30 protein-coding genes and 2 tRNA genes are annotated in these 23770 nt (G+C 39.0%); 16 read left to right on the top strand and 16 right to left on the bottom strand.

Features of this window, described 5'->3' with window-relative positions; genetic code table 11:
- Positions 1 to 228 precede the first annotated feature (228 nt).
- The 4 genes from SJY16_RS04885 to SJY16_RS04870 all read left to right on the top strand — a co-directional run bounded on the left by SJY16_RS04885 (position 229) and on the right by SJY16_RS04870 (position 1276).
- Positions 229 to 522 carry a hypothetical protein gene (locus tag SJY16_RS04885; RefSeq protein WP_377887968.1) on the top strand — a complete coding sequence of 98 codons (294 nt, stop codon included), beginning with the start codon at positions 229 to 231 and terminating at the stop codon, positions 520 to 522.
- A gap of 143 nt (positions 523 to 665) precedes the next feature.
- On the top strand, positions 666 to 920 hold the full coding sequence (locus tag SJY16_RS04880) for a hypothetical protein (protein WP_377887967.1): 255 nt from the start codon (positions 666 to 668) through the stop codon (positions 918 to 920).
- Between the two features lie 13 nt (positions 921 to 933).
- The gene (locus tag SJY16_RS04875) at positions 934 to 1119 is read left to right on the top strand and encodes a hypothetical protein (protein WP_377887966.1); all 186 of its coding nucleotides are present in this window, start codon (positions 934 to 936) and stop codon (positions 1117 to 1119) included.
- Positions 1103 to 1276 (top strand): hypothetical protein, encoded by a 174-nt coding sequence (locus tag SJY16_RS04870; protein WP_377887965.1) that lies wholly within the window; start codon positions 1103 to 1105, stop codon positions 1274 to 1276. The genes SJY16_RS04875 and SJY16_RS04870 overlap by 17 nt, the downstream gene beginning before the upstream one ends.
- A gap of 12 nt (positions 1277 to 1288) precedes the next feature.
- On the opposite strand, the gene SJY16_RS04865 is transcribed toward SJY16_RS04870, so the two are convergent.
- Entirely contained in the window at positions 1289 to 2128 is an 840-nt protein-coding gene (locus SJY16_RS04865; RefSeq protein ID WP_377887964.1) for a hypothetical protein, read from the bottom strand.
- 134 nt (positions 2129 to 2262) lie between these two features.
- On the opposite strand from SJY16_RS04865, the gene SJY16_RS04860 reads away from it, so the two are divergent.
- A complete protein-coding gene (locus SJY16_RS04860; protein WP_377887963.1) occupies positions 2263 to 2502 on the top strand; it encodes a hypothetical protein in 240 nt (79 codons plus the stop codon).
- Between the two features lie 31 nt (positions 2503 to 2533).
- Here SJY16_RS04860 and SJY16_RS04855 read toward each other — a convergent pair whose 3' ends face one another.
- Positions 2534 to 3292 (bottom strand): hypothetical protein, encoded by a 759-nt coding sequence (locus SJY16_RS04855; RefSeq protein WP_377887962.1) that lies wholly within the window; start codon positions 3290 to 3292, stop codon positions 2534 to 2536.
- Between the two features lie 367 nt (positions 3293 to 3659).
- Between SJY16_RS04855 and SJY16_RS04850 the strand changes: the two genes are divergently transcribed.
- Positions 3660 to 4238 (top strand): hypothetical protein, encoded by a 579-nt coding sequence (locus SJY16_RS04850; RefSeq protein WP_377887961.1) that lies wholly within the window; start codon positions 3660 to 3662, stop codon positions 4236 to 4238.
- Between the two features lie 42 nt (positions 4239 to 4280).
- On the opposite strand, the gene SJY16_RS04845 is transcribed toward SJY16_RS04850, so the two are convergent.
- From SJY16_RS04845 to SJY16_RS04830, 4 genes are all read right to left on the bottom strand, one after another.
- On the bottom strand, positions 4281 to 5357 hold the full coding sequence (locus tag SJY16_RS04845; RefSeq protein ID WP_377887959.1) for a tyrosine-type recombinase/integrase: 1077 nt from the start codon (positions 5355 to 5357) through the stop codon (positions 4281 to 4283).
- Between the two features lie 105 nt (positions 5358 to 5462).
- Positions 5463 to 5533: transfer RNA gene (locus tag SJY16_RS04840), tRNA-Ala, on the bottom strand.
- A 31-nt stretch (positions 5534 to 5564) separates the two neighbouring features.
- A tRNA-Ala gene (locus tag SJY16_RS04835) sits at positions 5565 to 5639 on the bottom strand.
- 231 nt (positions 5640 to 5870) lie between these two features.
- Positions 5871 to 6050 carry a hypothetical protein gene (locus tag SJY16_RS04830; RefSeq protein ID WP_377887958.1) on the bottom strand — a complete coding sequence of 60 codons (180 nt, stop codon included), beginning with the start codon at positions 6048 to 6050 and terminating at the stop codon, positions 5871 to 5873.
- A 184-nt stretch (positions 6051 to 6234) separates the two neighbouring features.
- On the opposite strand from SJY16_RS04830, the gene SJY16_RS04825 reads away from it, so the two are divergent.
- Positions 6235 to 6828 (top strand): Crp/Fnr family transcriptional regulator, encoded by a 594-nt coding sequence (locus SJY16_RS04825; protein WP_377887957.1) that lies wholly within the window; start codon positions 6235 to 6237, stop codon positions 6826 to 6828.
- On the opposite strand, the gene SJY16_RS04820 is transcribed toward SJY16_RS04825, so the two are convergent.
- Together SJY16_RS04820 and SJY16_RS04815 are read right to left on the bottom strand one after the other, a co-directional pair.
- Entirely contained in the window at positions 6825 to 7538 is a 714-nt protein-coding gene (locus SJY16_RS04820) for a DUF4386 domain-containing protein (protein ID WP_377887956.1), read from the bottom strand. The genes SJY16_RS04825 and SJY16_RS04820 overlap by 4 nt on opposite strands.
- A gap of 246 nt (positions 7539 to 7784) precedes the next feature.
- Positions 7785 to 8093, bottom strand: coding sequence for a YggT family protein (locus SJY16_RS04815; protein ID WP_377887955.1), 309 nt, complete (start codon positions 8091 to 8093; stop codon positions 7785 to 7787).
- Between the two features lie 121 nt (positions 8094 to 8214).
- On the opposite strand from SJY16_RS04815, the gene SJY16_RS04810 reads away from it, so the two are divergent.
- Positions 8215 to 9207, top strand: a complete 993-nt coding sequence (locus SJY16_RS04810; protein ID WP_377887954.1) for a potassium channel family protein — start codon at positions 8215 to 8217, stop codon at positions 9205 to 9207.
- On the opposite strand, the gene SJY16_RS04805 is transcribed toward SJY16_RS04810, so the two are convergent.
- The 3 genes from SJY16_RS04805 to SJY16_RS04795 all read right to left on the bottom strand — a co-directional run bounded on the left by SJY16_RS04805 (position 9198) and on the right by SJY16_RS04795 (position 12463).
- Entirely contained in the window at positions 9198 to 9608 is a 411-nt protein-coding gene (locus SJY16_RS04805) for a YugN-like family protein (protein ID WP_377887953.1), read from the bottom strand. The genes SJY16_RS04810 and SJY16_RS04805 overlap by 10 nt on opposite strands.
- A 111-nt stretch (positions 9609 to 9719) precedes the next feature.
- Positions 9720 to 11087 carry a glucose-6-phosphate isomerase gene (locus SJY16_RS04800; RefSeq protein ID WP_377887952.1) on the bottom strand — a complete coding sequence of 456 codons (1368 nt, stop codon included), beginning with the start codon at positions 11085 to 11087 and terminating at the stop codon, positions 9720 to 9722.
- A gap of 212 nt (positions 11088 to 11299) precedes the next feature.
- Positions 11300 to 12463, bottom strand: coding sequence for an iron-containing alcohol dehydrogenase (locus SJY16_RS04795; protein WP_377887951.1), 1164 nt, complete (start codon positions 12461 to 12463; stop codon positions 11300 to 11302).
- 163 nt (positions 12464 to 12626) lie between these two features.
- Between SJY16_RS04795 and SJY16_RS04790 the strand changes: the two genes are divergently transcribed.
- Together SJY16_RS04790 and SJY16_RS04785 are read left to right on the top strand one after the other, a co-directional pair.
- A complete protein-coding gene (locus SJY16_RS04790) occupies positions 12627 to 12857 on the top strand; it encodes a DUF378 domain-containing protein (RefSeq protein ID WP_377887950.1) in 231 nt (76 codons plus the stop codon).
- 126 nt (positions 12858 to 12983) lie between these two features.
- Positions 12984 to 14336 (top strand): IS1182 family transposase, encoded by a 1353-nt coding sequence (locus tag SJY16_RS04785; protein ID WP_377887949.1) that lies wholly within the window; start codon positions 12984 to 12986, stop codon positions 14334 to 14336.
- Between the two features lie 146 nt (positions 14337 to 14482).
- On the opposite strand, the gene yugI is transcribed toward SJY16_RS04785, so the two are convergent.
- Positions 14483 to 14896, bottom strand: a complete 414-nt coding sequence (gene yugI, locus SJY16_RS04780) for a S1 domain-containing post-transcriptional regulator GSP13 (protein ID WP_377887948.1) — start codon at positions 14894 to 14896, stop codon at positions 14483 to 14485.
- 300 nt (positions 14897 to 15196) lie between these two features.
- On the opposite strand from yugI, the gene SJY16_RS04775 reads away from it, so the two are divergent.
- On the top strand, positions 15197 to 16537 hold the full coding sequence (locus SJY16_RS04775) for a sodium-dependent transporter (RefSeq protein ID WP_377887947.1): 1341 nt from the start codon (positions 15197 to 15199) through the stop codon (positions 16535 to 16537).
- Positions 16538 to 16715: 178 nt separating this feature from the next.
- Positions 16716 to 17543 (top strand): alpha/beta fold hydrolase, encoded by an 828-nt coding sequence (locus SJY16_RS04770; protein WP_377887946.1) that lies wholly within the window; start codon positions 16716 to 16718, stop codon positions 17541 to 17543.
- Between the two features lie 25 nt (positions 17544 to 17568).
- Here SJY16_RS04770 and SJY16_RS04765 read toward each other — a convergent pair whose 3' ends face one another.
- On the bottom strand, positions 17569 to 17898 hold the full coding sequence (locus tag SJY16_RS04765) for a hypothetical protein (protein ID WP_377887945.1): 330 nt from the start codon (positions 17896 to 17898) through the stop codon (positions 17569 to 17571).
- A 436-nt stretch (positions 17899 to 18334) separates the two neighbouring features.
- Here SJY16_RS04765 and modA point away from each other — a divergent pair, with 436 nt between their 5' ends.
- Positions 18335 to 19081, top strand: a complete 747-nt coding sequence (modA, locus tag SJY16_RS04760) for a molybdate ABC transporter substrate-binding protein (RefSeq protein WP_377887944.1) — start codon at positions 18335 to 18337, stop codon at positions 19079 to 19081.
- 5 nt (positions 19082 to 19086) lie between these two features.
- Positions 19087 to 19749, top strand: coding sequence for a molybdate ABC transporter permease subunit (modB, locus tag SJY16_RS04755; RefSeq protein WP_377887943.1), 663 nt, complete (start codon positions 19087 to 19089; stop codon positions 19747 to 19749).
- Positions 19750 to 19816: 67 nt separating this feature from the next.
- Here modB and SJY16_RS04750 read toward each other — a convergent pair whose 3' ends face one another.
- Together SJY16_RS04750 and SJY16_RS04745 are read right to left on the bottom strand one after the other, a co-directional pair.
- Positions 19817 to 19957 (bottom strand): hypothetical protein, encoded by a 141-nt coding sequence (locus SJY16_RS04750; RefSeq protein ID WP_377887942.1) that lies wholly within the window; start codon positions 19955 to 19957, stop codon positions 19817 to 19819.
- Between the two features lie 220 nt (positions 19958 to 20177).
- Positions 20178 to 20912 (bottom strand): hypothetical protein, encoded by a 735-nt coding sequence (locus SJY16_RS04745; RefSeq protein ID WP_377887941.1) that lies wholly within the window; start codon positions 20910 to 20912, stop codon positions 20178 to 20180.
- A 144-nt stretch (positions 20913 to 21056) separates the two neighbouring features.
- On the opposite strand from SJY16_RS04745, the gene SJY16_RS04740 reads away from it, so the two are divergent.
- Complete coding sequence (locus SJY16_RS04740; protein WP_377887940.1) at positions 21057 to 21641, top strand: YiiX/YebB-like N1pC/P60 family cysteine hydrolase; 585 nt, start codon at positions 21057 to 21059, stop codon at positions 21639 to 21641.
- A gap of 98 nt (positions 21642 to 21739) precedes the next feature.
- Positions 21740 to 23143 carry an N-acetylmuramoyl-L-alanine amidase gene (locus tag SJY16_RS04735; protein WP_377887939.1) on the top strand — a complete coding sequence of 468 codons (1404 nt, stop codon included), beginning with the start codon at positions 21740 to 21742 and terminating at the stop codon, positions 23141 to 23143.
- A gap of 26 nt (positions 23144 to 23169) precedes the next feature.
- Here the strand turns inward: SJY16_RS04735 and SJY16_RS04730 are convergent, their stop codons facing one another.
- Positions 23170 to 23766, bottom strand: coding sequence for a sulfite oxidase-like oxidoreductase (locus SJY16_RS04730; protein WP_377887938.1), 597 nt, complete (start codon positions 23764 to 23766; stop codon positions 23170 to 23172).
- Positions 23767 to 23770: the final 4 nt, after the last annotated feature.

Raw genomic sequence — 23770 nt, 5'->3', positions numbered from 1 at the left:
CCCTCACTTTAATTGGTTGATTAAATTCAAAAGCTTCAGCGATAAAGCATTAAATGAAACTTCACATTCATTGTATTGAATTGCTTGAAAACGTAAGTCTAAATGAACGAATTTGTTCAAATAAATTTTCTAGTTATTTAAGCACTGCTTTGTGATAATATTTTCTTAATATGGTAACTTTTTCAGTATAATTAAAGTTAAATAAGATTACATAACACGGAGGTTTATATGGTGGGAAAAATATATGTGAATTATGATAAGCTTTTTTCAATGGTGTACTTAACCGAACTCGAACATGAGCAATTAAAACTCTCAACTCCGAAGGCTAAAGAAATTTATTTAATGAAAAAGTTTATTCATATCTATAAGCAAAATAACTGTGGAACCCAAACAACTTGTTATAGATGGCTAAACGATTTCAGAGAAATTCATGGATATAATAAGTGGAAAGAAGGAGGCAGTGTAAGGAGGCTCTGGTATGTTGAGTTTCAGGATTTGAATAAGGAGCTTGTTAATCTGTAATAGCATTAATGAATAACAATAATTGCGTTGCCTAAACCTGCCTATGGCAGTTTTTTTATTGCAATTATTTACGAAAAAGAGATTGCCAGCTTTTTTTAGTGATGTAAAATAGTAAATAAATGTAAATAAAAGGAGTGTTAATAATGCTAGAACGTGAACTGATTCCTCAAGTGATTGAGTTGTTACGTGACGCCTATACCATCAAGAACAACGTGAATGAATGCGATTGTTATGCTATGACTGAATTTTTTGTCAAAAAAATGAAATTGCTTGAAGTTAATATTGAAATGGTAGCATTCGAAATCGCACACCAGAAAGCAGAAATCATTGTTCCGTATCTCAAATTCTATGATTACAAAGGAGCTCAAAAGCTAGAACAGATGCTCCAATATATTTAAGGAGGAGGTTTTGATGGGGCTTAAATTGATATACAAACGGTCTTTAGCAATGGCTCTTGTCAGACGTGGATTTGATATTGAATACACTTCAAGAAATCGTAAGAATCAGAGATACCAAGTGTATTTCTTTCATGACTCTCCTGAGCTACGCAAAAATTTGGCTGAGCTTAGTGGAAAAGAATATGTCCCAGAAAACTGAGACGGTTTTATTGTATATTGCTTTTGTTGCAATAATGATGGCTTATTGTATGCTGTTGTTTGATGTTGCCTTTCCTACTGACCCTGAACAGGAACGGATTGCTGACGAAAATAAGATAAGAGCAGAAAAACGTGTTGAATATTATGAAGGCAAATAGAAAAGACATCATTTACTTATGATGTCTTGCTTTCTTTTTTATTCTTTTTTCATTTTCTTGTATAGTCAGTCTCTTTCTTTTTTTCTTTTTTTGTATTATTTCATAATGAAAACTAGTTGTTAATTCTTCACCTTTCATTCTAAAGGATTCAGGAATAAATACTCGAAATTGCTGCTCCCAAGCTTGAAAATTTACATCATCGTAGAAAATCTTCAACTGAAGAATAGGCTGTTTTTTATCTTGCAAGTGCGTATTAATAAAAAAATCATTTAGCATAATAATAAAATAGTCGGGTAACAGAATCTCCGAGTATTCATTTGGTTTTATTACGTCCACAGTTCTTAGAAGAGGGAGTATATCCTTAGAATGAGAACCCTTTTTTTGGTCAATATTACTGTATTTAACTTGTAGGCTGTAATCGTAATTATCTTCTCTTTTAGTTTCATTCTTTATAACGGTTATTGAATGGCCTGAAATTCTGCTAATTTCATTTTCTTCGGTATCAACCAAATCATCAATATTTTCTATGTAATAACAATAAGAAACATTAAATACTGGTGAGCCACCATAATTCCAAATAGGTAATTTAGTATTAGAAAACTTTTTAGGAACTCTCCCTTCTTCATCCCAATCGCTTAAGATGTTTTTTATAGTTGCTTCTACGTTTTTTATTCCTGGGACTATTATTGGTTCTTTATTTTTTTTATGATTTCTCTGTTGAGTAAAAATTGCAAACCATGAAGCTATAGCTGCCATCATGGCAATAACCACAGCTATAAGCTGAATCCAATTGGTTGGCGTTAAGCAAGACCAAAACCCATTACACGCCTCTTTTATTATAATTTCATACATATTCCTTTCTCCTTTTCATCCATAATTATCCTTACATTATATCAACCTTAATAACTATTCAACTATCATATTTTCATTAAGATTTAAAGGTAATTGTAAAAATATGTAGAATAAAGAATGTTATAGGAGGTGGAATGATGAACGAAATTACGACTAATGACATTTTCACTAAGCTAGGTTTAACTTCAATTGAAAATAAAATTCATTCAAGAGCGGTTCTGGAAATACTTATTGAAAAAGGGCTAATTACAGAAAAAGACTTTCAATTGAAATATGAAAAATTGAAAGAAGAAGTTGGTGAAAAATATGTAGCTGAATCTCTAGATATGAGCGTAGAAGAATTAAAAGACTTAATCCAAAAATCCAATAAATAATTTAAAAGACACCTCTTGGGTGTCTTTTAAATTATACTTTTGTATTCTGCCTTTTATAAGAATAAATGAGTGGAAGTTTTTTACCAACTTCTACTTTTTCCAAATTCAAAGCAATATCTTTCATATTGCCGATATTGAAAATCTGGTCAGTTTCAAATGGTCTTTTAAGCACTATCCGAAATTCTTTTTGATACTCAAAAAATTTCCTTTTATATAATAAAGTTCTAGGTGCGTCTTTATCGAAATCATCCATTGGTAATGGGTGTGATTCATTTTTATCATCAAAATATTTTACCAAGCCACGCATTCTACCAATTTCTTTATCTTCAAGGATTTTATCAATTCTATTTATAAATTCATCATGATTATGAATGTAAATCAAATCTCTTCCCTGGAACTGTTCCACCAATTTCTCTTCTATTTCAGGTTTCAAATAAAATTTGTTTTCATCCGGGTTATATAAGAAATCATTTTTTAATGACAATAAAACGAAGCAACATATGGGGAATTTACTTAAATCCGAGTAGGAATGTTTAATATAAGCTTTCTCGAATGGAAGCTCAAACTCTTCACCGTTTTCTAAAGGGATAAATATTTGGTAATCAGATGATTTTATTAATTGGCTCCAAACACCTTCTTCACTATCTCCGATTCCTTTTTCAAATTGCTCTTCCTCTAGGTCAATGAAATATTTATTTTTTGCAAAATAAAATTCTCCGTTCATGGTGTTTCTAGTAAATTGAGGTTCAACGAATTTAAGCAAAATTTTCACATCAAATTCAGATTCCAAGTCAACAGCCCCTTTTTCCTATTTATTCCATTATATTAAATTCAATTCTCAAAAGCTAGTTTTATAAATATTTTATATTTTGCTAGATTCTCAAATCTTCATTTGCATACCAGCAGATTCAATTTTTGCTACTTATACGTACATCACCATTCGAAGTGGGATAATCGTTAAATGCCGAAGGTGGCAAATTACACCTATGAAGATGCAAATTTTAAATCAATATATAAATTACGAACATTAACCTATTAACATTTGTTAATAGTTCGTTTTTAAATAACTTTATCGTATTTTACTCTTTACAATGTTCGTGTTTTGCTGTAATCTGTGGTCATAGCAAAACAACAACAAAAACTATGGAGGCGTTAAAATGATTAAACGAATTATTGTTGGAAAAGAAGTATATTACAAAGTAGCTGAGTTGACCAATTTATTTGGGGTTTCGTTATATAAAGTCAAAAAAGCTATCGACAAGCAAAAGATTCACACTCGCACACTTGATGGTCTAGGACGAGTTAAATTTATATCTGAAGACAACCTTGCCAAACTCGAAATAGATGGTGAGCGTCAAGTCGCCACAACAATTGTTGAAACAGAAGTTAATAAAGAAACGGTTGAAACAGTGGAACCTAAGAAGAATAAAGGTGAAAAAACAGAAAAAAAACATGCAACCAAAGCTAATAAACAACCTAAGAAGAAATCGACTGATAAATCAAAATCAGAGTACCCAAAAGCAATTGTAGATGAACATAAAAAATTGCTAAAAGATGGCAGAACGATTGTCCTGCCATTTGCTAAAACCAAAAACATGGATACAGTTCATGAAATTTGCAAAAAACATTTGGATTCTGAGCTTTTTACGAAAACCACCCCAAAAGATATTGAACCTATGCGTGCTGTTATCGCCGAATTGAATGCGGCATCAGTTAATTTGCCTGCCATGACATAACAAAAGCACCGTACCACGATTGGCACAGTGCTCGTCATACGGTTATTTACGTTTGTTATCACGCTTTCGAGTTATCATGTTATCAGAACCGAAAAATCCACTTTTAGCATGTTTATCTTGAATGGTTTTATCAGCCATGTGTGAATACATGAGTACCGTTCTTAAATCTGAATGGCCCAATATTTGACGTAAACTTTCAACATCTCCACTTTCTAAAAAATGCGTGGCCACGCTATGTCTTATCAAGTGAAGATAAAAACGTTTGTTGATATTGGCTTCAAGAGCGTACTTTTTAAAATCTCTTAAAATATTATTCTTGTTTAATATTCGACCTGATAAAGATAAGAATAATAAATCATCGACTTCACCTTCAAACGCTTCATTTTCTACTAGTAACGTGGTCAACAGTCGATATGTTTTATTCGATAACGGTATAATGCGAGCTTTGCGTGATTTAGCATGTTCAGCTTGTATTATTATGGTTCTGTTCACATGGTCGATATTTGACGGACTAAGCGTCAATGCTTCCGATATACGCAACATTCCATCAACGAGTAAATGTAATAGCACATTATCTCTGAAGTGTTTGAATGATTTATTGGAATATGATTTGGCTACTTTCAATAAACTGTTTATTTCATTTCTCGTAAGTATATCAATTGTATGTTTTTCTTTTTTAAATCCTTCAAAATTATCGAATGGGTTTTGTTTGATATGCCCTTTTTTAACACACCAATTAATAAAGGATTTTATATATTTGATACGTCCTTCAATTGAAGCATCTGAAAGACCTTTGACTTGAGCAGATTCAGGTTTGTATTTATGTCCTTCAAATTTCACAGCTTCATGTTTCATCCAATACACATAATCATTGAAAAAATCGGTATTCATATCATTTAAAAATAATGGTTTTTCTGTTTTTGTAGCATGAAAATTTTCTGCGTTTTTAAAAGTAGCAATGTGCTGATTCAATGTGGAAGGACGGAGGTTTTGTTTTTGTTTGTATTCGAGGAATTGCTCAAAGATGGTTCGAGCGGAGGCACTCTTCAAGACTTTTTTATCTTTTCGTTTGTGTGGTTGACGTTTTTTAACTTTCGGTTTTTCATCAAAATATTGCATTAAAAAAACACCCTTCTTATTCGCAATTTAGAATAAGCAAAAGTGTTGAGTAGCGCTCAAAAGTTGAGTGCCTTACATCATTAATTTTGATGTTAAATCAAGGTATGGAGCTAGCGAGAATCGAACTCGCATTACTTGACTGCCAGTCAAGCGTAATCCCATTATACCATAGCCCCATGATAAATAATTGTTGTTGCTTGTTTTCGATGGAGCATAGCGGGCAACGAACCGCTGACCTTTATCACTGCCAGTGTAGCGCTCTCCCAACTGAGCTAATGCCCCGTATAATGACAGCGATTTCCTGTCGACATGAATTATTTTATCATAGCTTTTCATTTGAGAACAACTTGTTTTTATAATATGGAAAATAAGATATTCTTATGTTTTCTATATCAAAAGCCCTTCAACATATGACAAATGTATAACATATATATTGAGGGCCCTTTAATTGTTGGGTTTATAGAGCACCCGTTAAAATTGCAGTCAAACCCTTTTCATATCCTGTTCAACTTTTTATACCTTCTCTTCTCCTTGTACCTCCGCTTCTTCATTAAGTTCTAACTTTCTCTTTTCAACCTCTAGTTTAGTTTCTTCCACCTCTAATTGTTTCTTTTTAAAATCAAAACGGAGTACAAAATATAGAAAAATAAATGTCATACCAACGATTACTGAAATAAATATAAATAGGTTCAAACGTATCTCCTCCTAGGTTATACTTCTATCTTTGTTCATTAAGAATACTTATGATAACCATCACGTTCTTTTTTCTGTAGAAAACTTGCTTCGTTAGTGACACAAGCGGTTTAGACCGCTTTAGCAATCACCGCTTATGCTATACTAAATGATAATAAAATCCTTGATAAGGGAGATGACTCACATGAAAGATGTCCTTATCCAGTATATGAAGCGGTTTTCTGATCTTAGTGAATCAGAATTAGGGAAACTGGTGATCGATGTTCCTGTTGCTACGTTTAAGAAAGGAACGATCCTTTTCCATCAAGGTGAAGTCCCCGACAAATGCTATTTTGTTTTGAAAGGGTGTGTACGGCTTTACGCTGTCGATGAAAAGGGAAATGAGAATACGTTCAATTTCTTTACAGAAGAACAGAGTGTCACGATTTTTAATCAACATGCTCCTGATAAAACCTCTCCATACTCTCTTAGCTGCTTAGAAGATTGTACGCTTGTTGTAGGTGATTTAACTACTGAGCAGGAAACTTACGACATGCATCCAGTGTTAGAGATCATGACTCGCAAAATGATTGAAGAAGATATGGGTGCTATTAGGGATGATTTCTCCTCCTTCATCTCTTCGACACCAGAAGAGCGCTATCACGCTTTGATGGAAAAGAGACCAGATTTAATTGATCGGGTTCCCCAGTATCAACTAGCAAGCTACCTTGGAATCAAGCCAGAATCTTTAAGCCGTATTAAGAAACGGTCAGCTAGTCACCTTAGGATTGTTGATTAGTCCATCGTCACTTTTCTCCCTTTCACTAATAACCATATCCCAAATCCTAATTCACCGATTACCATGGGGGCCATCAGAATTAATTCTAGTAACCCTGTAAAACTCTCAAGTTGCGGTAAGAAATTGTACATGAAATGAAGAAACGAGTAGCTGAAGCCCGATAAAACGACTAAAATGCTAATCACTTTCGGTATCTTCTTTGTACCCATTGCTACAAAGCCAACTGCGATAAGATGAATTCCAAAAATGATTAATCCAAATGACCAGATTGCTTCAAAAGCTGTGATGGAATGCATGGCTTGCTGTGGGAGATTGTCTGGTGACATATCCAACACTGATTTTTGTACAATACTATTGGCTGTCGCAAGATGTGAAACCCCAATGGCTAGAATGGCTGTGTATAGGAAACGAACCCAACCTGCTAATAATGCGTACCCATGATGGAACGGCTTCAAGAACAGATAAAACCCCCATGATACGATCAAATCTGTAATAACAATGATGAGCCATCCAAGCACCTCAAGACGAAACAAAACTTGAGATGCCTGGATATTTTTCAATGTCGTTATTGCATCTCCGTCAATAACTAACGAACTGTGGACATACCCCTGAGCAAACAGCGCAGCAACTGTCATGACGAGTAATGCAACACCAGAAAAGACTGCTGCTTTCTGTTGCATGTTGTGATTCGCTGTTCTCATTGATTTCATCTAAGAACCTCCTCGACTTTGATGATAATCCTATTGTATTTTGTCTGAGGAAGACTTTCATTGACTTAAGTCAATGAATGATCGTTATGTGAAATTTGGTCTATTGGAACACCTGACCAGCCTTTATTTCATTAATAAAATCCCTCTCACTAATGCGAGAGGGATTTTATGTTATTACTAATAAAGTTTTCTTATCCTCGATACAACAAAAGAACCGTTCCCGTTCACCAACGTTTCTACTTCTTTCTACCTTTTTTCCCGACTCGTTAACCCCATCGCCACAAATCGTACGATAAGTGATCCTACAATACTATAGACAATCAATGCAAACACCCCAGAGAATTCAACCACATATTGTCCGGCAAATTCGGTCGTTGGAAAGATGTTTCGGAATGGATATAATAATGGCTCTGAAAAGTCATAGATCCACTGAACGAATGGAGCTGTTGGATTTGCGCTGAATAGTTTCAGCAATATGCGAATTCCTAGAATCGCTTCGATGATGCCAAAGATGAGGCGTACGAGCGATACGAGGAATGATGCTAGTGCTCTCATGTTTCTTCACCCTTTATTTAAAGACATGTCCTTTCTATACCCTGATAACGGAGAGCACACACGTGTCGTTTTTTTCCAATAAGTTATGGACATAATGGGTAGGAGAAAGGAGACGGTTCGCTTGAACTTTCGAGATGTTATTTATTATATATCGCGCTATCCGCTTATATTACAGTTAGGTTTTCTTATTGTACTCATTTTATCCATTATGGGATTTGTGATGCACCTTGTGGAACCAGAGATGTTTCCTAATGTCTTTGAGGGGATTTGGTGGGCAATTGTTACGGCTTCTACGGTCGGGTACGGTGATGTTTCTCCTGATACCACGTTAGGAAAAGCTTTTGCCATGGTGTTTATTATGTTTGGGGCTGGATTCATGACGTTTTATATGGCAAAGCTTGCTTCAAGCTTCGTCCTTTCGCAAGGAGCGTTAAGCAGAGGGGAACGGCGCTTTGAACGGCAGAATCATGTAATCGTTGTGGGATGGAATTCCAGAAGCCATCATACGATTCATTATTTACTTAAACATCAGCCGGAACGGTCAATCGTCCTGATCGATTTTTCGTTACAAGAGAATCCATTACAAAAGGAAGGCGTTCATTTTATTAGGGGAAATCCTGGAGAAGATGCCACGTTCAAAAAGGCGAATATAAAAGAAGCAAAGACTGTACTTATCACGGCGGATCAGTATAAAAGCGAGCTTGAAGTAGATATGCAGACGATGTTAACCCTTCTTACAGTGAAAGGAATTAACCCTGATGTGTATACGATCGTTGAGATATTATCTCCAGAACAAATAACCAACGCAAGAAGAGCTGGAGCTGATGAAATTATTGAGAGTGCGCATCTTATCAGTACGGTGATGATCAACAGCGTCTTTTCACATGGAATCTCTACGACGCTTCTTGAGATGCTTGCTCACCTTAAACCAAATCAGTTAGGGTTTCTAAATGCGGCCGGGTATGTTGGTGAAACATTTTGCGATGCTGCTCAACGGATGAACGAAGACGATATTTTATTGATCGGAGTTAAAAGGGGCTCAGAGCTAATGATGAACCCCTCTCCTTCAACGTCTATCGTAGAGGGTGACCGCCTATTTGTTATTCACACATAAGGCATGAGCGCAGCATCAAGCTGTTTCACATAGCGCTCGCCAAATTTAAGCCACTTCTCGTCGACTTCAGCATCTTTATCAGTGGGTTCCTGGAACTGATTGAATGAAGCAGTGATATTCCCGATATTTCCTTCAGGATCGACGCCAGCCTGATACATATGATGAAGCATAAATGGCTGTCCGATCTGGACGATCGCACCGTCTGCGTCGAGTTCTTTTTTCACAGCTTTAATCGGCACACGAAGATATAAGTAGCCATCTTCATCATCAATTTTATAATCGAAGTAGCCGTGGTCGTATTCCCAACCACCTCCATAGCTGTAGCCGAGCTGGCGTAATTTATCTTCCATAATGCTGAGTTCAATCGTCTTGCCTTCTAGTACGGAGTCCATCGGTATCATGGTTTCTTCCTCCCTGTATAAGTAGTCTACGTTTATCGTATCCAAACAAGGAGAAATTCATGTGACGACAAAACAAAAGAGAGTGCCACGATGGCACTCTCTTTCACTGATTTATTCATTTCCCATTGATTTCAAACGATCTTCAAGCTCAGCTTTTTCTTTTTCAAAGCCTGGCTTTCCTAGAAGAGCGAACATGTTCTTCTTGTATGCTTCAACTCCTGGCTGATCGAATGGATTTACGCCGAGAAGATAGCCTGATACCGCACATGCTTTCTCAAAGAAGAATGCAAGGTAACCGAAGTGATAAGGAGTAAGCTCAGGGATGTTAACGATTAAATTCGGTACGTCACCATCTGTGTGTGCAAGCATCGTCCCTTCGAATGCCTTCTGGTTCACGTAATCCATCGTTTCACCAGCTAGGTAGTTCAGTTTATCAAGGTTCTTGTCATCTTCTTCAATCGTGATCTCATGACGTGCTTTCTCAACGTTAAGAACTGTTTCAAAGAGGCTACGACGGCCGTCTTGAACGTATTGCCCCATTGAATGAAGGTCAGTTGAGAAATCAACAGATGCAGGGAATAGTCCTTTGTTGTCTTTCCCTTCACTTTCGCCAAAGAGCTGCTTCCACCATTCAGCAAAGTAATGAAGAGATGGCTCATAGTTCACAAGAAGCTCGATGTTGATGCCTTTGTTGTAAAGGGCATTACGAACTGCCGCATACTGATAAGCTGGGTTAGTCGCAAGATCTGGAGAATCAAGATCATCTGCAGCGTCTTGAGCACCTTTCATCATGTCTTGAATCGAAATGCCGCTTGCTGCAATCGGAAGGAGACCGACAGCTGTTAGGACAGAATAACGTCCGCCAACGTCATCTGGAATGACGAAGCTTTCATAGCCCTCTTCGTCTGCAAGTGTTTTAAGAGCACCTTTTTCTTTATCCGTTGTTGCATAGATGCGTCTTCTTGCTTCTTCAACACCATACTTTTCTTCAAGGAACTTCCTGAAGATACGGAATGCGATCGCAGGCTCAGTCGTTGTACCAGATTTAGAAATAACGTTAACAGAAACGTCTTTTCCTTCTAGTAGACTTAGTAGATCTTTCACGTACGTAGAGCTAATGTTGTTTCCAACAAAGAAAACTTGAGGCGTTTTGCGCTCTTCTTTTGAAAGGGTGTTATAGAAAGAATGGTTCAACATCTCGATCGCAGCACGTGCACCGAGGTATGAGCCACCGATTCCTACAACAAGAAGTACATCAGAATCTGATTTGATCTTCTCGGCAGATTTTTCGATGCGAGAAAATTCCTCTTTATCATAGTCATGAGGAAGTGTGAGCCAGCCAAGAAAGTCATTTCCAGCTCCTGTATGGTTATGTAGTGCTTCATGAGCAGCTTTTACTGCATCCGCCATGTATGTTACTTCATGTTCGCCGACAAACGACAAAGCTTTTGAATAATCAAAACTTACTTTTGAAGTCATTGTTAGCCTCCAATATCGAATTTTGTTCGCTATACGTGTACATCTTCACTTTATCGAAAGAAGAATTTTAAATCAAGAAGACTGATCGATGTAAGCGATTACGCTTTGAAATTTTCTTTAAAATCGCGTTTGATCTGCAAATTTCTACCTTCATCACAAGTAATATCCAAAATCAAAGACCGTTCATAATGAACGGTCCTTAGATACATTTATTATAGAGAAGCTTTTAAAATCGACAGTACATCTTCACGTTCAAGTGATTTGAAGTTACCGAAAGCGCCATTGGCCATCGCGCGATCTGCCATGAGGTCGATCTTGCTATCATCGATGTCGTAATCAGCTAAGCGATTCGGTGCACCAAGGCTGCTCCAGAATTCGCTAAGCTTATCGATACCTTCAAGAGCGATATCGCGGTCTGTCTTCCCTTCTTCACTCACGTTAAGAACGTTTGTAGCAAGACGCTTGAATTTGCCTACGTTCACTTCAAGGTTGTGTCTCATCCAGTTAGGGAACAAGATTGCAAGTCCGCCAGCGTGTGGAATGTCATAAACGGCTGACACAGCATGCTCGATGTTATGAGATGCCCAGTCACCACGAACACCCATTTGTAGAGATTGGTTCAGTGCGACAGTTCCGCTCAGCATAATTGTTGCACGAAGATCGTAGTTCTTAGGATCTTCAACAAGCTTTGGAGCTGCTTCCATAACCGTGTTAAGCACGGAGAACTGCATGTTCTCTTGAAGCTCTGTATTTGTTTCGGGATGGAAATACTGTTCGAGCACGTGAGACATCATGTCTACCATGCCATATACCGTTTGATCTTGAGGAACTGAGTACGTATGTTCAGGGTCCAAAATTGAGAACTGAGGATATACAAGCGGATGACCCCAGCCATACTTTTCGTTTGTTTCCCAGTTTGTAATAACAGAACCTTGGTTCATCTCTGAACCAGTTGCTGCAAGAGTTAGCACCGTACCGAACGGAAGAGCAGCTTCTGGAGCAGCCTTCTTCGTTACGAAGTCCCACACGTCTCCATCGTATTTTGAACCAGCAGCAATTGCTTTCGTGCAGTCGATCACACTTCCGCCACCTACAGCTAGAATGAAATCGATGCCTTCGTTCTTACAGATCTCTACACCTTTGTGTACAGTTGTAAGACGTGGGTTCGGTTCTACTCCGCTCAGTTCTGAAACCTCTGCGCCAAGTTCTTTCAATGTATTCATCACGTTATCATAAATACCGTTCTTCTTGATGCTTCCTCCACCATAAACGACTAGCACACGCTTGCCGTATTGAGGTATTTCAGTCTTCAGCGCTTCTAGTTGCCCTTTGCCGAAGATTAGTTTTGTTGGGTTTTGATAAGTAAAGTTATTCAATGTCGTCTCTCCTTTCAAGCTAAATCATGTCTTATTATGCCTTAACTCTGTACTAAAATAAAGAAATCTGTTTGGCAAAATTTATTGTGAAGGGTATAACATTTGCAAATGGAGTTATCTTAAGAAAGAACACCTATGTTTCCTAGATAAAGGAGGTATAATCATGAGTACTCTACAACGAATTACTCTTGCACTTGTTATTATTGGGGCGATTAATTGGGGACTGATTGGTTTCTTCCAGTTCGATCTTGTAGCAGCCATCTTCGGTGGGCAAAACACTTCCTTGGCTCGAATCGTGTATGGTCTTGTAGGACTTAGTGGTCTTTATTGTTTAACACTATTATTCAAGCCAACAGAGGAACTATCAAGAGAATCCAATCGTTCCACAACCTAAAAAAGAAGGCAGCCAGAATGGCTGCCTTCAGGTTGTCGAGAAAGTCTCGACAACCTATTTTTTTTGCCTTTTTTTATTTCACCCTTTTGTTAAGCTAGAGATAGATTCTTTTTAGGCGGTGATGTAATGTTTCAATCTAAGAAAGATCGGCAGAATGAATTAGAAATGGTAACGATTGATGAACTTGTCCCTGATAACCACTTATTACGTAAGATCGACCACTACATAGATTTCTCCTTTATCCCTGAAAAAGTCCGTCCTTATTATTGTGAAGACAACGGCCGTCCATCCCTTGATCCCCTAGTATTATTTAAGATGATGTTTATTGGATATATTTACGGCATTCGCTCTGAACGCGAATTAGAGCGTCAAATTCAAACGAATGTCGCGTACCGGTGGTTCCTCGGATTGAATTTAACCGACGCCGTACCCCATCACTCTACGATTAGCTGGAATCGCAGAATGCGTTTTAATGAAACGGATATTTTCCAAGAGGTTTTTGATGAGGTCGTCCACCAGGCTATGAACCATCGAATGGTGTCAGGACGAGTTCTCTACACCGATTCCACACATCTAAAAGCGAGCGCGAATAAGAAAAAGTTCTCCAGGAAAGACGTTCATGTAGAAACGGCCGACTATATAGATGAACTCAATGAAGCAGTGGAACAGGACAGGTCTGATCATGGAAAAAAGCCTCTAAAAGAAAAGAAGGAGGTGAATAAGACGAAGGAAATCAAAGTCAGTCATACTGATCCTGAGAGTGGTTATTTATATCGAGAACATAAACCTGAAGGTTTCTTTTACTTAGATCATCGCACCACAGATATGAAATTCAACATCATTACCGACGTCCATATTACTCCAGGTAATATTCACGACTCCAAACCTTATTTACAACGGTTAGACCGCCAGGTAAAACGCTTCGGTTTTAAAGTAGAAGCAGTCGGTCTAGATGCAGGATACTTAACAGCCCCTATTTGTCACGGACTCGAACAACGAAACGTATTTGGCGTTATCGCTCATCGTCGCTACCAAAGTAAAAAAGGATTTCTTCCGAAATGGAAATACAAATATGATGAAAACCTCGATCGATATGTTTGTCCTCAGGGTGAGGCACTGGCGTACGCGACGACGGACCGAGAAGGGTATCGTCACTATAAGTCGGACCCCACGAAATGTAAGACTTGTCCTCTTCTGGCACAGTGCACTGAGAACCAGAAGCACCAGAAAACCATCACACGCCATGTGTGGGAAGGGGCAAAAGAAAAGGTTCGTCAGAACCGACTTTCCAATGAGGGAAAGTGGATTTATCGCATGAGAAAAGAGAAGGTTGAGCGTAGCTTCGCAGATTCAAAAGAACTGCATGGGCTGCGTTATTGTCGCTTGCGTGGAAAACAAAAAGTGCGAGAACAAGCGTTACTGACTGCCGCCTGTCAAAATATGAAGAAGATTGCCCTTCACTTAGACCGGGTGAGCTAGGTGAAGGAGAGTTTTTTTCATATTACTAACATTAAAATTCAAAAAAACGACCTCAAAATACAAACCAACAAAAAAAGCTTGTAGAAGAACCTGGGGTTCCTCTACAAGCTGAAGGCAGCCAGAATGGCTGCCTTCTTCGTTCGTTATTACTTCTTAAGACGCTTGTTCAATTGAGCTTGACGGTCGTTAGACTCTTTCAACCAGTCTTTAAGCTTGTCTTCAAGCGTGTTGAAGCCTTGTGGAGAAGAAGCTTGTTGCTGGGGCTTCTTGTTACCGCCACTAGCTGGACGAGGTTTCTTTTCCGGTCTCTCAGGCTTTGGCTGAGTAGCACGGATAGAAAGAGAGATCTTTCCAGAACCTTCTTCTATGTTAAGAACTTTAACCTTTACTTCGTCTCCTACTGAAAGATGTTCTTCGATTTCTTTTACGTAGCCGTGAGAAATTTCAGAGATGTGAACAAGTCCTTGCTTTTGGTCATCGATTGCAACAAATGCACCAAAAGGTTTAATACCTGTTACCTTCCCTTCTACGATATCACCGACATTATATTGTTCTGCCATGAAAACACTCCTAACAAATTTTTTCAACTTAACTAGTATAACACAGATTTCGTCCCAAAACAAAAGTCATGAATTCTACTCACTAGAATCATACCGCTCATAATTGGGAATATCAAGAGTGAGACATTCGAGTTTCTCAAACTTTTTTCTCTTCTATTTTAACAGCAAAAACGGCTATAAATCCAGTCATAGCTGCCTTGCTGCGAAGTGGTAAATCATAACAGAATTTTTTGATATTGACGCTGGTTGCACTGTTGGCTATAGTGTGTAAATGCGACTTATAACAATTGAGGTGACAATATGAGTACGAACGAGCAATGGTCTTCCCGTTTCGGGTTCATTCTTGCATCCGCAGGATCAGCAATTGGACTTGGCGCGCTTTGGAAGTTTCCTTATATGGCAGGTACAAATGGCGGAGGAGCTTTCTTCCTCGTTTTCTTACTTTTCACTTTCTTAGTGGGAGCACCTATGCTTCTTGCAGAGTTTGTAGTAGGAAGACATTCCCAGAAAGATGCTGTAGCATCTTATGAAGAAATTTCTGGAAACCCTAAATGGAAATCACTTGGTTATCTTGGGGTGATCGCTTCATTTATCATCCTTTCTTTTTACAGCGTAATCGGTGGATGGGTCCTTACGTATTTACTCAGAAGTTTCTCAGGTTCATTAACAGGCCTTGATAATGATGTGTATGGAACCTTATTTGAATCTATCATCGGTAATCCATCTACCGCTCTTCTTTCACAGGCAGCGTTTCTCGCGATTACGATTTCCGTTGTTCAATTCGGCATCCAGAGAGGAATCGAAGTAGCAAGTAAATACATGATGCCAGCACTTTTTATTCTTTTTATCGTACTTGTTATTCGATCTCTGACGCTTGAGAACTCAGTAGAAGGTGTAGCATTCTTTCTTCAACCTGATTTCTCCAACCTAACTGCTGGAGGCGTGCTCGATGCGCTTGGCCAATCATTCTTTGCACTGAGCGTCGGTATATCGCTTATGGTGACTTACAGTTCTTATCTCGATAAGAAAGCGAATATTACTGGATCTGTATTTTCCGTTGTAGGCTTGAACATCTTCATTTCGTTCCTTGCTGGCCTCGCGATCTTCCCAGCGGTATTTTCTTTCGGGTTTGAACCATCGAGCGGTCCTGGGCTGATTTTCACTGTATTGCCTGCTGTTTTTAATCAGATGGCATTCGGTAATCTTTTCTTAGGAACGTTCATGGCACTTCTTTTATTCGCAACATTAACTTCAGCGTTTTCATTGCTTGAGATTATCGTTGCAACCGTAACAAAGGGAAAAGGCAATCGGAAAATGGCCGCATGGATCTCAGGATTCTTCGTCTTTATCCTTGGGATTCCTTCGGCTCTCTCATTTGGAGTGTTAGCTGACGTATCTCTTTTTGGAAGAGGAATCTTTGATGTGATGGATTTTCTTGCGAGTAATCTGTTAATGCCAATCGGCGCATTATTAATTTCGATTTTCGTTTCACGAAAGATGAAGAAAGATATCCTCAAAAATGAAGTGATGATGAGCTCTAAGATTGGAAAAGTCATTTTCCCAATCTGGTTCGCGTTGATTCGCTATGTCGTACCAGCAGCAATTACGATCGTTCTGATCACATCACTACTTTCATATTAATTCACAAAAACATGTATAGAAGGCGGATTAAATGGCAATAACAGTATTATTAAGCTATCTATATTCCCCCTTATTGATGACGAAGCGTATGCTTCGTCTTTTTTTTATGCTCATAATCAGTCATGTTTTAAGCCACACTTATGATACAGAGTCTTACTAGAAGGGAGAATGAGGGAAGATGTTCGTACAGTCAAAGAACACGATCGATCTACGTAATGTGACGATTTCTTATGAATATTATCATGCGGCGAATCCACATGCTAAGACGCTCGTTTTTATTCATGGATTTCTTTCATGTTCATTTAGCTTCCGAAAGCTCTTCCCTTTATTATATAACGACTACAACCTTCTTTGCTTTGATCTCCCCGGTTTTGGAGAAAGCGAGAAGGTCAGTTCCATTCATTACTCCCTTCACGAGTACGCCGCTCTTACGAATGATTTGTTAGATCGGCTGAACATCCAGAAAGCAATCTTGATTGGACATTCCATGGGTGGTCAAATCGCGCTTAGAACATGTATCCAACACCCTGAGCGAGTTGAGAAGCTCATTCTTCTTTGTAGCTCAAGCTACATCAAATCTTCTTCGTTGCCACTGAGACTATGCTCTTATCTTCCGTTCTTTCCATTTTGTTTAAGTATAGGGATGAGTTCGATCAACATCGAAAAGAACTTCCAGCATCTCGTGTACGACCATAAGTTGCTCACTCAAGAGGTGATCGATGGATATACGACTAGCTTCAATGAGAAAGGATTTTACACCGCTCTTGCCAAGCTGGTTCGTGAACGAGAAGAAGATCTTTCAACAAGTACGCTGAATAAGATAAACTTCCCAGTTCTGCTCATATGGGGACAAGACGATCGCCTTGTTCCATTACGGGTAGGCGAACGAATGAAAAAAGATTTACCTGATGCAGAACTCACTGTATTTCCACATACAGGTCATTTAATTTCAGAAGAGCATCCAGAGAAAACAGCAGATGCGATTCGATCTTTTTTGGCAAAATAAATACCGCTCCTTTACCAGGAGCGGTTTACTTGTCTGTAATCAATTGCGTTTCATCCTTAAGTAATATACTCAAAAAGCCTGACGTGATTAGAAATACAGCGGGTATGATATAAAAGACGGATAAAAAGATGATACCTCCTAATGCTGAGACCAACAAACAGAATCCCCCGACGATCGGACGCGACCTCACGAGATAACAGCCGACCATCGCAACAATAGGAAAAAGAAACGCGATTATAGATGATAGATCTTGTAGGTGAAATAGAGGTATGATATTGAATCTGGAAAGCACTGCTGCAATGACACTTAAAAGACTTCCAGCTAGCGCCAGTCTAAACATGCGTCTTTGTTTCATTCTATTCCCTCTCTCATTATACGGAAGCTGAGTCATATAAACTAATTCGATTTAACCGTCGTTCATCCTTCCTTCTTTGCTCATATTCATATATTTTATCATGAATGTCGAAGCATCTAGAGGTAGAATTAGAAACATTAGTTTGCAATATATACTACATCGAATTAATCTTATGTCTATTTTAGTAGTTATCTTATATAGAAACACTAGCAATTCGGTATTTTCTTATATAATTCGTCATTATTTCCAAGGAAATGACGAATTATCTTCGCTAAATGTATCCATTTTTCTTCTTTGCCTTTAAAATCTTGTTTACAAACTGATCTCCTAAGAAACAAATCTACCATCTTAATTAAAAAAATGATATAACACATGCAAAAGAATTTATCTTCGTTATAATAAATGAAAGATTAATTGCTACGAGGAGATTTTACATATGAAATTCCGCTTTTTACTAGTCGTCATTCCCCTCATTCTGGCAAGCTGTCAAACAAATGAGGATCCAAGACAAACATTTACGGTCGCAACTGCATCGAGCTTAAGTGATGCGATGGAAGAAACAATTGATTCTTATGAAGAGTCTCATCCAAATATCGATATTTCATTGCACGTAGCGTCATCAGGGGTATTAGCAAACCAAATCAAACAGGATGCACCGATCGATGTGTTTGTATCAGCATCAAACGAACATTTTTCCTCTGTAGAAAATCAAATGAACTCAACATACCGAACAGAGCTTTTGAGTAATACGTTAGTTCTTATTTCCAAAAAAGGCGCAACAATCACTAAATGGGATGACCTTTTATCTTCAGGAATAGAAAGGGTCGCAATTGGGACTCCTGAAACGGTACCTGCAGGTGCGTACGCCAAACAAGCGTTGATTTCAATGAACTTATGGGGAGATTTACAGGATAAACTTGTTTATGGGAAAGATGTCAGGCAGGTTCTTACCTATGTGGAAACGGGTAATGCCGAAGCTGGAATCACCTATAATAGTGATCTCAAGGTTTCGGAAGATGTTATGATGGTTGCTAGAGTACCACAAGAAAACGATTCTCCAATAACCTATCCAGCAGGGGTTGTAAAAGGCGCACCTAAAGCTGCAGAGGAATTCTTCACGTACTTAAAAAGCGATCAAGCGATGCAAGTATTCGAAGACTATGGATTTAAACGAAACGAGTGATTCACGTGCCAGCTTCTTTTATTGATCCTATACTTATCTCATTGAAAATTGCTATCGTCTCAACACTCATCGTCACGATCATTGGGATTGCGGTTAGTCGCTTCATGGCAAAGCGAACGTTTCGAGGGAAAAGTATTGTCGATACCTTCCTTATGCTTCCGCTCGTCCTACCACCATCCGTTGTTGGGTTTATTCTATTAGTTGGATTTGGAGCTAGCAGCCTTGTCGGGAGATGGATCGAGATGGTGTTTCAACACCCACTCGTCTTTACATGGCAAGCTGGGGTTCTTGCCTCAAGCGTTGTGGCGTTTCCATTAATGTATCAATCCGCTCGTATTGGCTTCGAAGCTGTCGACTCTAATTTAGAAGATGCAGCACGTGTTGACGGTGGTGGGAAATGGACAGTGTTATGGAATATCTCGCTTCCTCTCTCATTGAACGCATTAGTATCAGGCATCATTCTGAGCTTTGCTCGAGCACTAGGGGAATTTGGCGCAACGCTCATGTTCGCCGGTAACCTGCCTGGCAAAACACAAACGATGCCTACAGCGATTTACGTAGCGATCGATTCAGGGAAGATGGAATTGGCGTGGGCATGGGTAGCGATTACCATTCTCATATCGATGGTCATGTTGCTACTAAGCTATCGAATAAGCGTCAGAACATAAAACATACCTTAACGGAAATGAAAAGAAAGGTGACGGTCAAATGCCTGTCACCTTTCTTTTCTAATCGTTATTTATTTTGCTGGTGAAAAGGATTTCCACTAATAACTTTTCTACTCTCATCTGTTAGTCTAAAAGGTGGTTTGATCTCAGCGGACGTTTTTGTAGAGGGGACAGAGCTGCCATCGTAATGAATTGGTTTTCCAATCATTCTAACTCCTCCTTTATGTTACTAATTTCATTTTACTTTGAAGTTCGCAATAAAGGAATAGATTCCCATGTAATTTATTTCAATTACTTTCCCCAACAACATACTCTCTTATACAAAATAAAGACGCCTCCTCGTTTAGAGACGTCTTCCCTTCTATAATGAAACTTATAAAGAACAGCAAAGTGTAAAGTGCTAAACTTGTTAATGAAACAGGAAGAGTTTAGTGTTGATCCTCATCTTTATCTTCTTCTTCACTTTCTTCATCAAGAACTGGCGGTGGATAGACTTCCTTCTTGATATAGACTTTCTCAATCGATCTGTCTGTAGCCTCTTCTTCAACAGCCGAAATCGTCACATCTGAAAAACCACCGATTAAGTAAAACGTAACAGGGCTTTCAAAAGGGTTTGATCCTTTTTTGAGCTCTTTCACATCAAACCCGAGACTAGCAAGTAATAGGCGATTATCTTCAGGATATTGTAAGGCTTCAGGGTAATACGTCATCGATTTGGCGACATTATCTTCAAAGGTCACTTCGCCATTCTCGAAGGTCATCACCATAGGATCTTCACCGTTATTCTCAAGTTCTTTTCCGAATTGAGAGCGAAACTCTTCACGAGATAACCCGAGTAAACTTGGAACATCGATGATTAATTCGATCGATTCAGTATCAAAGTCGATCGTTTCTTCCAACTTCGCTTCTTCTGCTTTCATTTCATGAGATGCTTCCGCATCATGCTTTTGAACCTCTGTATCAACATTTCCTTCACTTCCATCTGAAGCAACATCTGATGAATTGATAAGTCCAGGGGCTCCCCAAACAAGCAAATATAAAACAAGCCAGAAGCTAGCATAAAGAACTGCACGCTTCCTCGATAATGAACCGATGAACGGTTTAAAAATATTTAACAACATAAATAGAAAGGCAAGTATTACTATGATTTTCAATACGTCCATAACATTCTCCTCCTCCTTTAACTATAGTGGGAGTACCCTGCGTTAGACAACTGTTTTTCACATTTTCACATTGAAAAAGAGGGATATAAGAAAATTTATCCAATTCATTTGTAGAGGATGATTATTCGAGGGAGGCGTTTGTTCATGACATCAGACCGTTTTAATCATGTACCAACAAAGAAATATGATAGCGTCCGAGCGGATATTTTAACTGCCGATCTCCTATTATGTAGCGGAAATTATCCGGTAAGTAAAATCATTCAAAAAGTATCAAATTCCCGATTCAGTCATGTCGGGCTCTTGTTTCGATGGATGGATAGAGTGATGATGATGGAAAGTGTAGAAAGCTATGGAGTGAGGATCGTCCCTCTCTCTCACTATCTATATGATTACAAAAACTCAGGTGGACCGTATCAGGGTGATCTATACCTTGCTAGGCATACTGACGTAGAGAACTTATCTCAGTCAAGAACAGAAGCGATGCTCAAACGAGGTGCTGACCTCTCAGGCAAGCGATACGACAACGAAGAAATCCTTAAGATACTCGCAAGTGTCGTAATAGGGGATTTAAAATCAATTCCAAACGATCGATATATATGTTCTGAATTTATTCATGAGTGTTATAAACAAGCCGGGCTCTTCTTTCCAGACGACGGCAGAGGCTTTATTTATCCTGAACATATCGCACAAGCACCAGCTGTTCGGGCCCTCTATCAATTAAGCTACTAAAAAGAGCCTAATTCCCTCCTAACTTGTACACTTCGTCCAAGCGTATTGTTTTGGAAATAATATACTATTATTAATGCACAGTTAATGGAGGGATTAGGTTGAAACGAATTATTATAGACCCTGGACATGGAGGGTCTGATACTGGTGCAACATATAAGGGATTTTTTGAGAAGACTTATAACCTAACGATCGCTCTACTTGTAAAAGCTGCACTTGAATCAAGATATGAAGTAGACATTAGCTTAACAAGGCCATCTGATAAAACGGTCTCGTTAAATCAACGAACAGATTTTGCAAATGCAAAGGGTGCTGACTTCTTTCTGAGCATCCACAACAACGCTGCTGGAGGACGAGGATTTGAGAGTTACATTTACAACAGAACCGTTCCAGCAGAAACTGTTCGTATCCAAAATGTTATTCACAATACCATTGCTACCTCAGTTCTCAATAAATACAAAATTCCCAATCGAGGAAAGAAACGCGCTAACTTCCATGTGTTACGCGAAACAAAGATGCACGCATTGTTGATCGAAGTATTATTCATCGATAATAATACAGATCTTAACCTACTGAACGACTCACTTTTCATTAAAGATGTGTCTATGGCAATTGCTGAAGGTACTGCTAAAGCACTAAATCTACCAAAAAAGACGCCACCACCATCACTAGCGCTTTATAAAGTTATTGCTGGATCATTTAATGATAAAGAAAATGCAGAAGTCAGAGCAAAACTCTTAGCAGACAAAGGCTTCGATTCATTTATCACAACAATTGTCATCAAGGGAACCACTTATTATCGTGTTCAAGTAGGTGCCTTTTCAGAGAAATCGAATGCAGAGGAGCTCGTTGCGAAATTGAAAGCCAGCGGATTCGATTCGTTCATCATTACAGAAGGTACAGTAGAACCACCCCCACCAGAGCCTGAGCCTGTACCCGAACCAGAGCCTGAACCTGACAAAGGGTATCCGATTCCTGGAGATAGCGTGCTAGCTGCCGCACATCTGAATAATTATGCTAAGTCAGTAAACCCTGAAGCACCATTACTCGGAGCACTCTACTTGGTTCACAGCAAACGTTATGGCATTCGGGGTGATATTGCATTTGCTCAAGCTTTGCATGAAACGAACTTCTTCCGCTTCACAGGAGACGTTACTCCAGAACAAAACAACTATGCTGGCATAGGTGCCACTGGTGGAGGAGCAAAAGGGGCTTCGTTTGATACACCTTCGGACGGTGTTCTTGCACACATCCAACACTTGTATGCGTACAGTTCGAAAGAACCGATTCCAGCGGGTGAAAAAGTCGTAGACCCTCGCTTCTCATTAGTAAACAGAGGTTCAGCAACGACATGGCAAGCATTGAATGGCAAATGGGCGGTGCCTGGCACCACCTACGGACAAATGATCTTAACGCTATACAAGAAAATGGTACAGACCTCTATTTCCGAGATGGAGATGACGATCGAAAAACTGAATAAACTTCTTAAAGATATCATTATCTAAACGTTCGGCTTGGTCCGAGCGTTTTTTTAATCCCATGCAAAGCGCTGTTCCTTCCAAGGATTCCCATACATATGATAGCCATTCCGCTCCCAAAACCCTTGCTCATTCTCAGATTGAAATCGAATGCCTCTAATCCACTTCGCACTTTTCCAGAAATAAAGGTGGGGGATGACAGCTCGTAAAGGATAACCATGTTCAGGGGTCAATCTCTCGCCGTTATGGGAATGAGCTAACAAGCTCGTTTCATGGAGGAAATCCTCAATCGGAAGATCCGTTGACCACCCTTCTTCCGCGAACAGCATAACGAACTTCGCGTCAGCTTTAACGCTTACGTGTTCTGCTAGAACGCGAGTGGAAACTCCTTGCCAGCGATTATCGAGCTTCGACCATCCTGTTACACAGTGAATATCATTTTCTTTTTCGACGTCTTGGAGTGCGAGTAACTCATCAAATGATAAGACAGCAGGCCGTTCAACTAATCCATCGATCGTTAAATCCCAATTCGATAAGTCGTCTTTATAATAAGGGACATTCCCAACATGAAGAACCGGCCATCCGGACGTTACCTTTTGGTTAGGTGGTACTCGCCCTTCGTTCTGTTCCTTTTCTTTACCAAAATACATTCCT

The organism is Alkalihalobacillus sp. R86527, assembly GCF_042466185.1.
GTDB lineage: Bacteria > Bacillota > Bacilli > Bacillales > Guptibacillaceae > Guptibacillus.
The sequence above is the reverse complement of the archived record's forward strand: the minus strand, read 5'-3'. Positions and strand labels throughout refer to the sequence as shown.

Bases quoted from the DNA above. Each gene is read 5' to 3' on its own strand.
- SJY16_RS04870 (WP_377887965.1), top strand. From the start codon at position 1,103: ATGTCCCAGAAAACTGAGACGGTTTTATTGTATATTGCTTTTGTTGCA.
- SJY16_RS04790 (WP_377887950.1), top strand. From the start codon at position 12,627: ATGAGTACTCTACAACGAATTACTCTTGCACTTGTTATTATTGGGGCG.
- SJY16_RS04800 (WP_377887952.1), bottom strand. From the start codon at position 11,087: ATGACTTCAAAAGTAAGTTTTGATTATTCAAAAGCTTTGTCGTTTGTC.
- SJY16_RS04815 (WP_377887955.1), bottom strand. From the start codon at position 8,093: ATGAGAGCACTAGCATCATTCCTCGTATCGCTCGTACGCCTCATCTTT.
- SJY16_RS04875 (WP_377887966.1), top strand. From the start codon at position 934: ATGGGGCTTAAATTGATATACAAACGGTCTTTAGCAATGGCTCTTGTC.
- SJY16_RS04740 (WP_377887940.1), top strand. From the start codon at position 21,057: ATGACATCAGACCGTTTTAATCATGTACCAACAAAGAAATATGATAGC.
- SJY16_RS04785 (WP_377887949.1), top strand. From the start codon at position 12,984: ATGTTTCAATCTAAGAAAGATCGGCAGAATGAATTAGAAATGGTAACG.
- SJY16_RS04860 (WP_377887963.1), top strand. From the start codon at position 2,263: ATGATGAACGAAATTACGACTAATGACATTTTCACTAAGCTAGGTTTA.
- SJY16_RS04825 (WP_377887957.1), top strand. From the start codon at position 6,235: ATGAAAGATGTCCTTATCCAGTATATGAAGCGGTTTTCTGATCTTAGT.
- SJY16_RS04820 (WP_377887956.1), bottom strand. From the start codon at position 7,538: ATGAAATCAATGAGAACAGCGAATCACAACATGCAACAGAAAGCAGCA.
- SJY16_RS04885 (WP_377887968.1), top strand. From the start codon at position 229: ATGGTGGGAAAAATATATGTGAATTATGATAAGCTTTTTTCAATGGTG.
- SJY16_RS04850 (WP_377887961.1), top strand. From the start codon at position 3,660: ATGATTAAACGAATTATTGTTGGAAAAGAAGTATATTACAAAGTAGCT.
- SJY16_RS04805 (WP_377887953.1), bottom strand. From the start codon at position 9,608: ATGATACCGATGGACTCCGTACTAGAAGGCAAGACGATTGAACTCAGC.
- modA (WP_377887944.1), top strand. From the start codon at position 18,335: ATGAAATTCCGCTTTTTACTAGTCGTCATTCCCCTCATTCTGGCAAGC.
- SJY16_RS04770 (WP_377887946.1), top strand. From the start codon at position 16,716: ATGTTCGTACAGTCAAAGAACACGATCGATCTACGTAATGTGACGATT.
- SJY16_RS04750 (WP_377887942.1), bottom strand. From the start codon at position 19,957: ATGATTGGAAAACCAATTCATTACGATGGCAGCTCTGTCCCCTCTACA.
- SJY16_RS04745 (WP_377887941.1), bottom strand. From the start codon at position 20,912: ATGGACGTATTGAAAATCATAGTAATACTTGCCTTTCTATTTATGTTG.
- SJY16_RS04765 (WP_377887945.1), bottom strand. From the start codon at position 17,898: ATGAAACAAAGACGCATGTTTAGACTGGCGCTAGCTGGAAGTCTTTTA.
- SJY16_RS04845 (WP_377887959.1), bottom strand. From the start codon at position 5,357: ATGCAATATTTTGATGAAAAACCGAAAGTTAAAAAACGTCAACCACAC.
- yugI (WP_377887948.1), bottom strand. From the start codon at position 14,896: ATGGCAGAACAATATAATGTCGGTGATATCGTAGAAGGGAAGGTAACA.
- SJY16_RS04865 (WP_377887964.1), bottom strand. From the start codon at position 2,128: ATGTATGAAATTATAATAAAAGAGGCGTGTAATGGGTTTTGGTCTTGC.
- SJY16_RS04775 (WP_377887947.1), top strand. From the start codon at position 15,197: ATGAGTACGAACGAGCAATGGTCTTCCCGTTTCGGGTTCATTCTTGCA.
- SJY16_RS04730 (WP_377887938.1), bottom strand. From the start codon at position 23,766: ATGTATTTTGGTAAAGAAAAGGAACAGAACGAAGGGCGAGTACCACCT.
- SJY16_RS04880 (WP_377887967.1), top strand. From the start codon at position 666: ATGCTAGAACGTGAACTGATTCCTCAAGTGATTGAGTTGTTACGTGAC.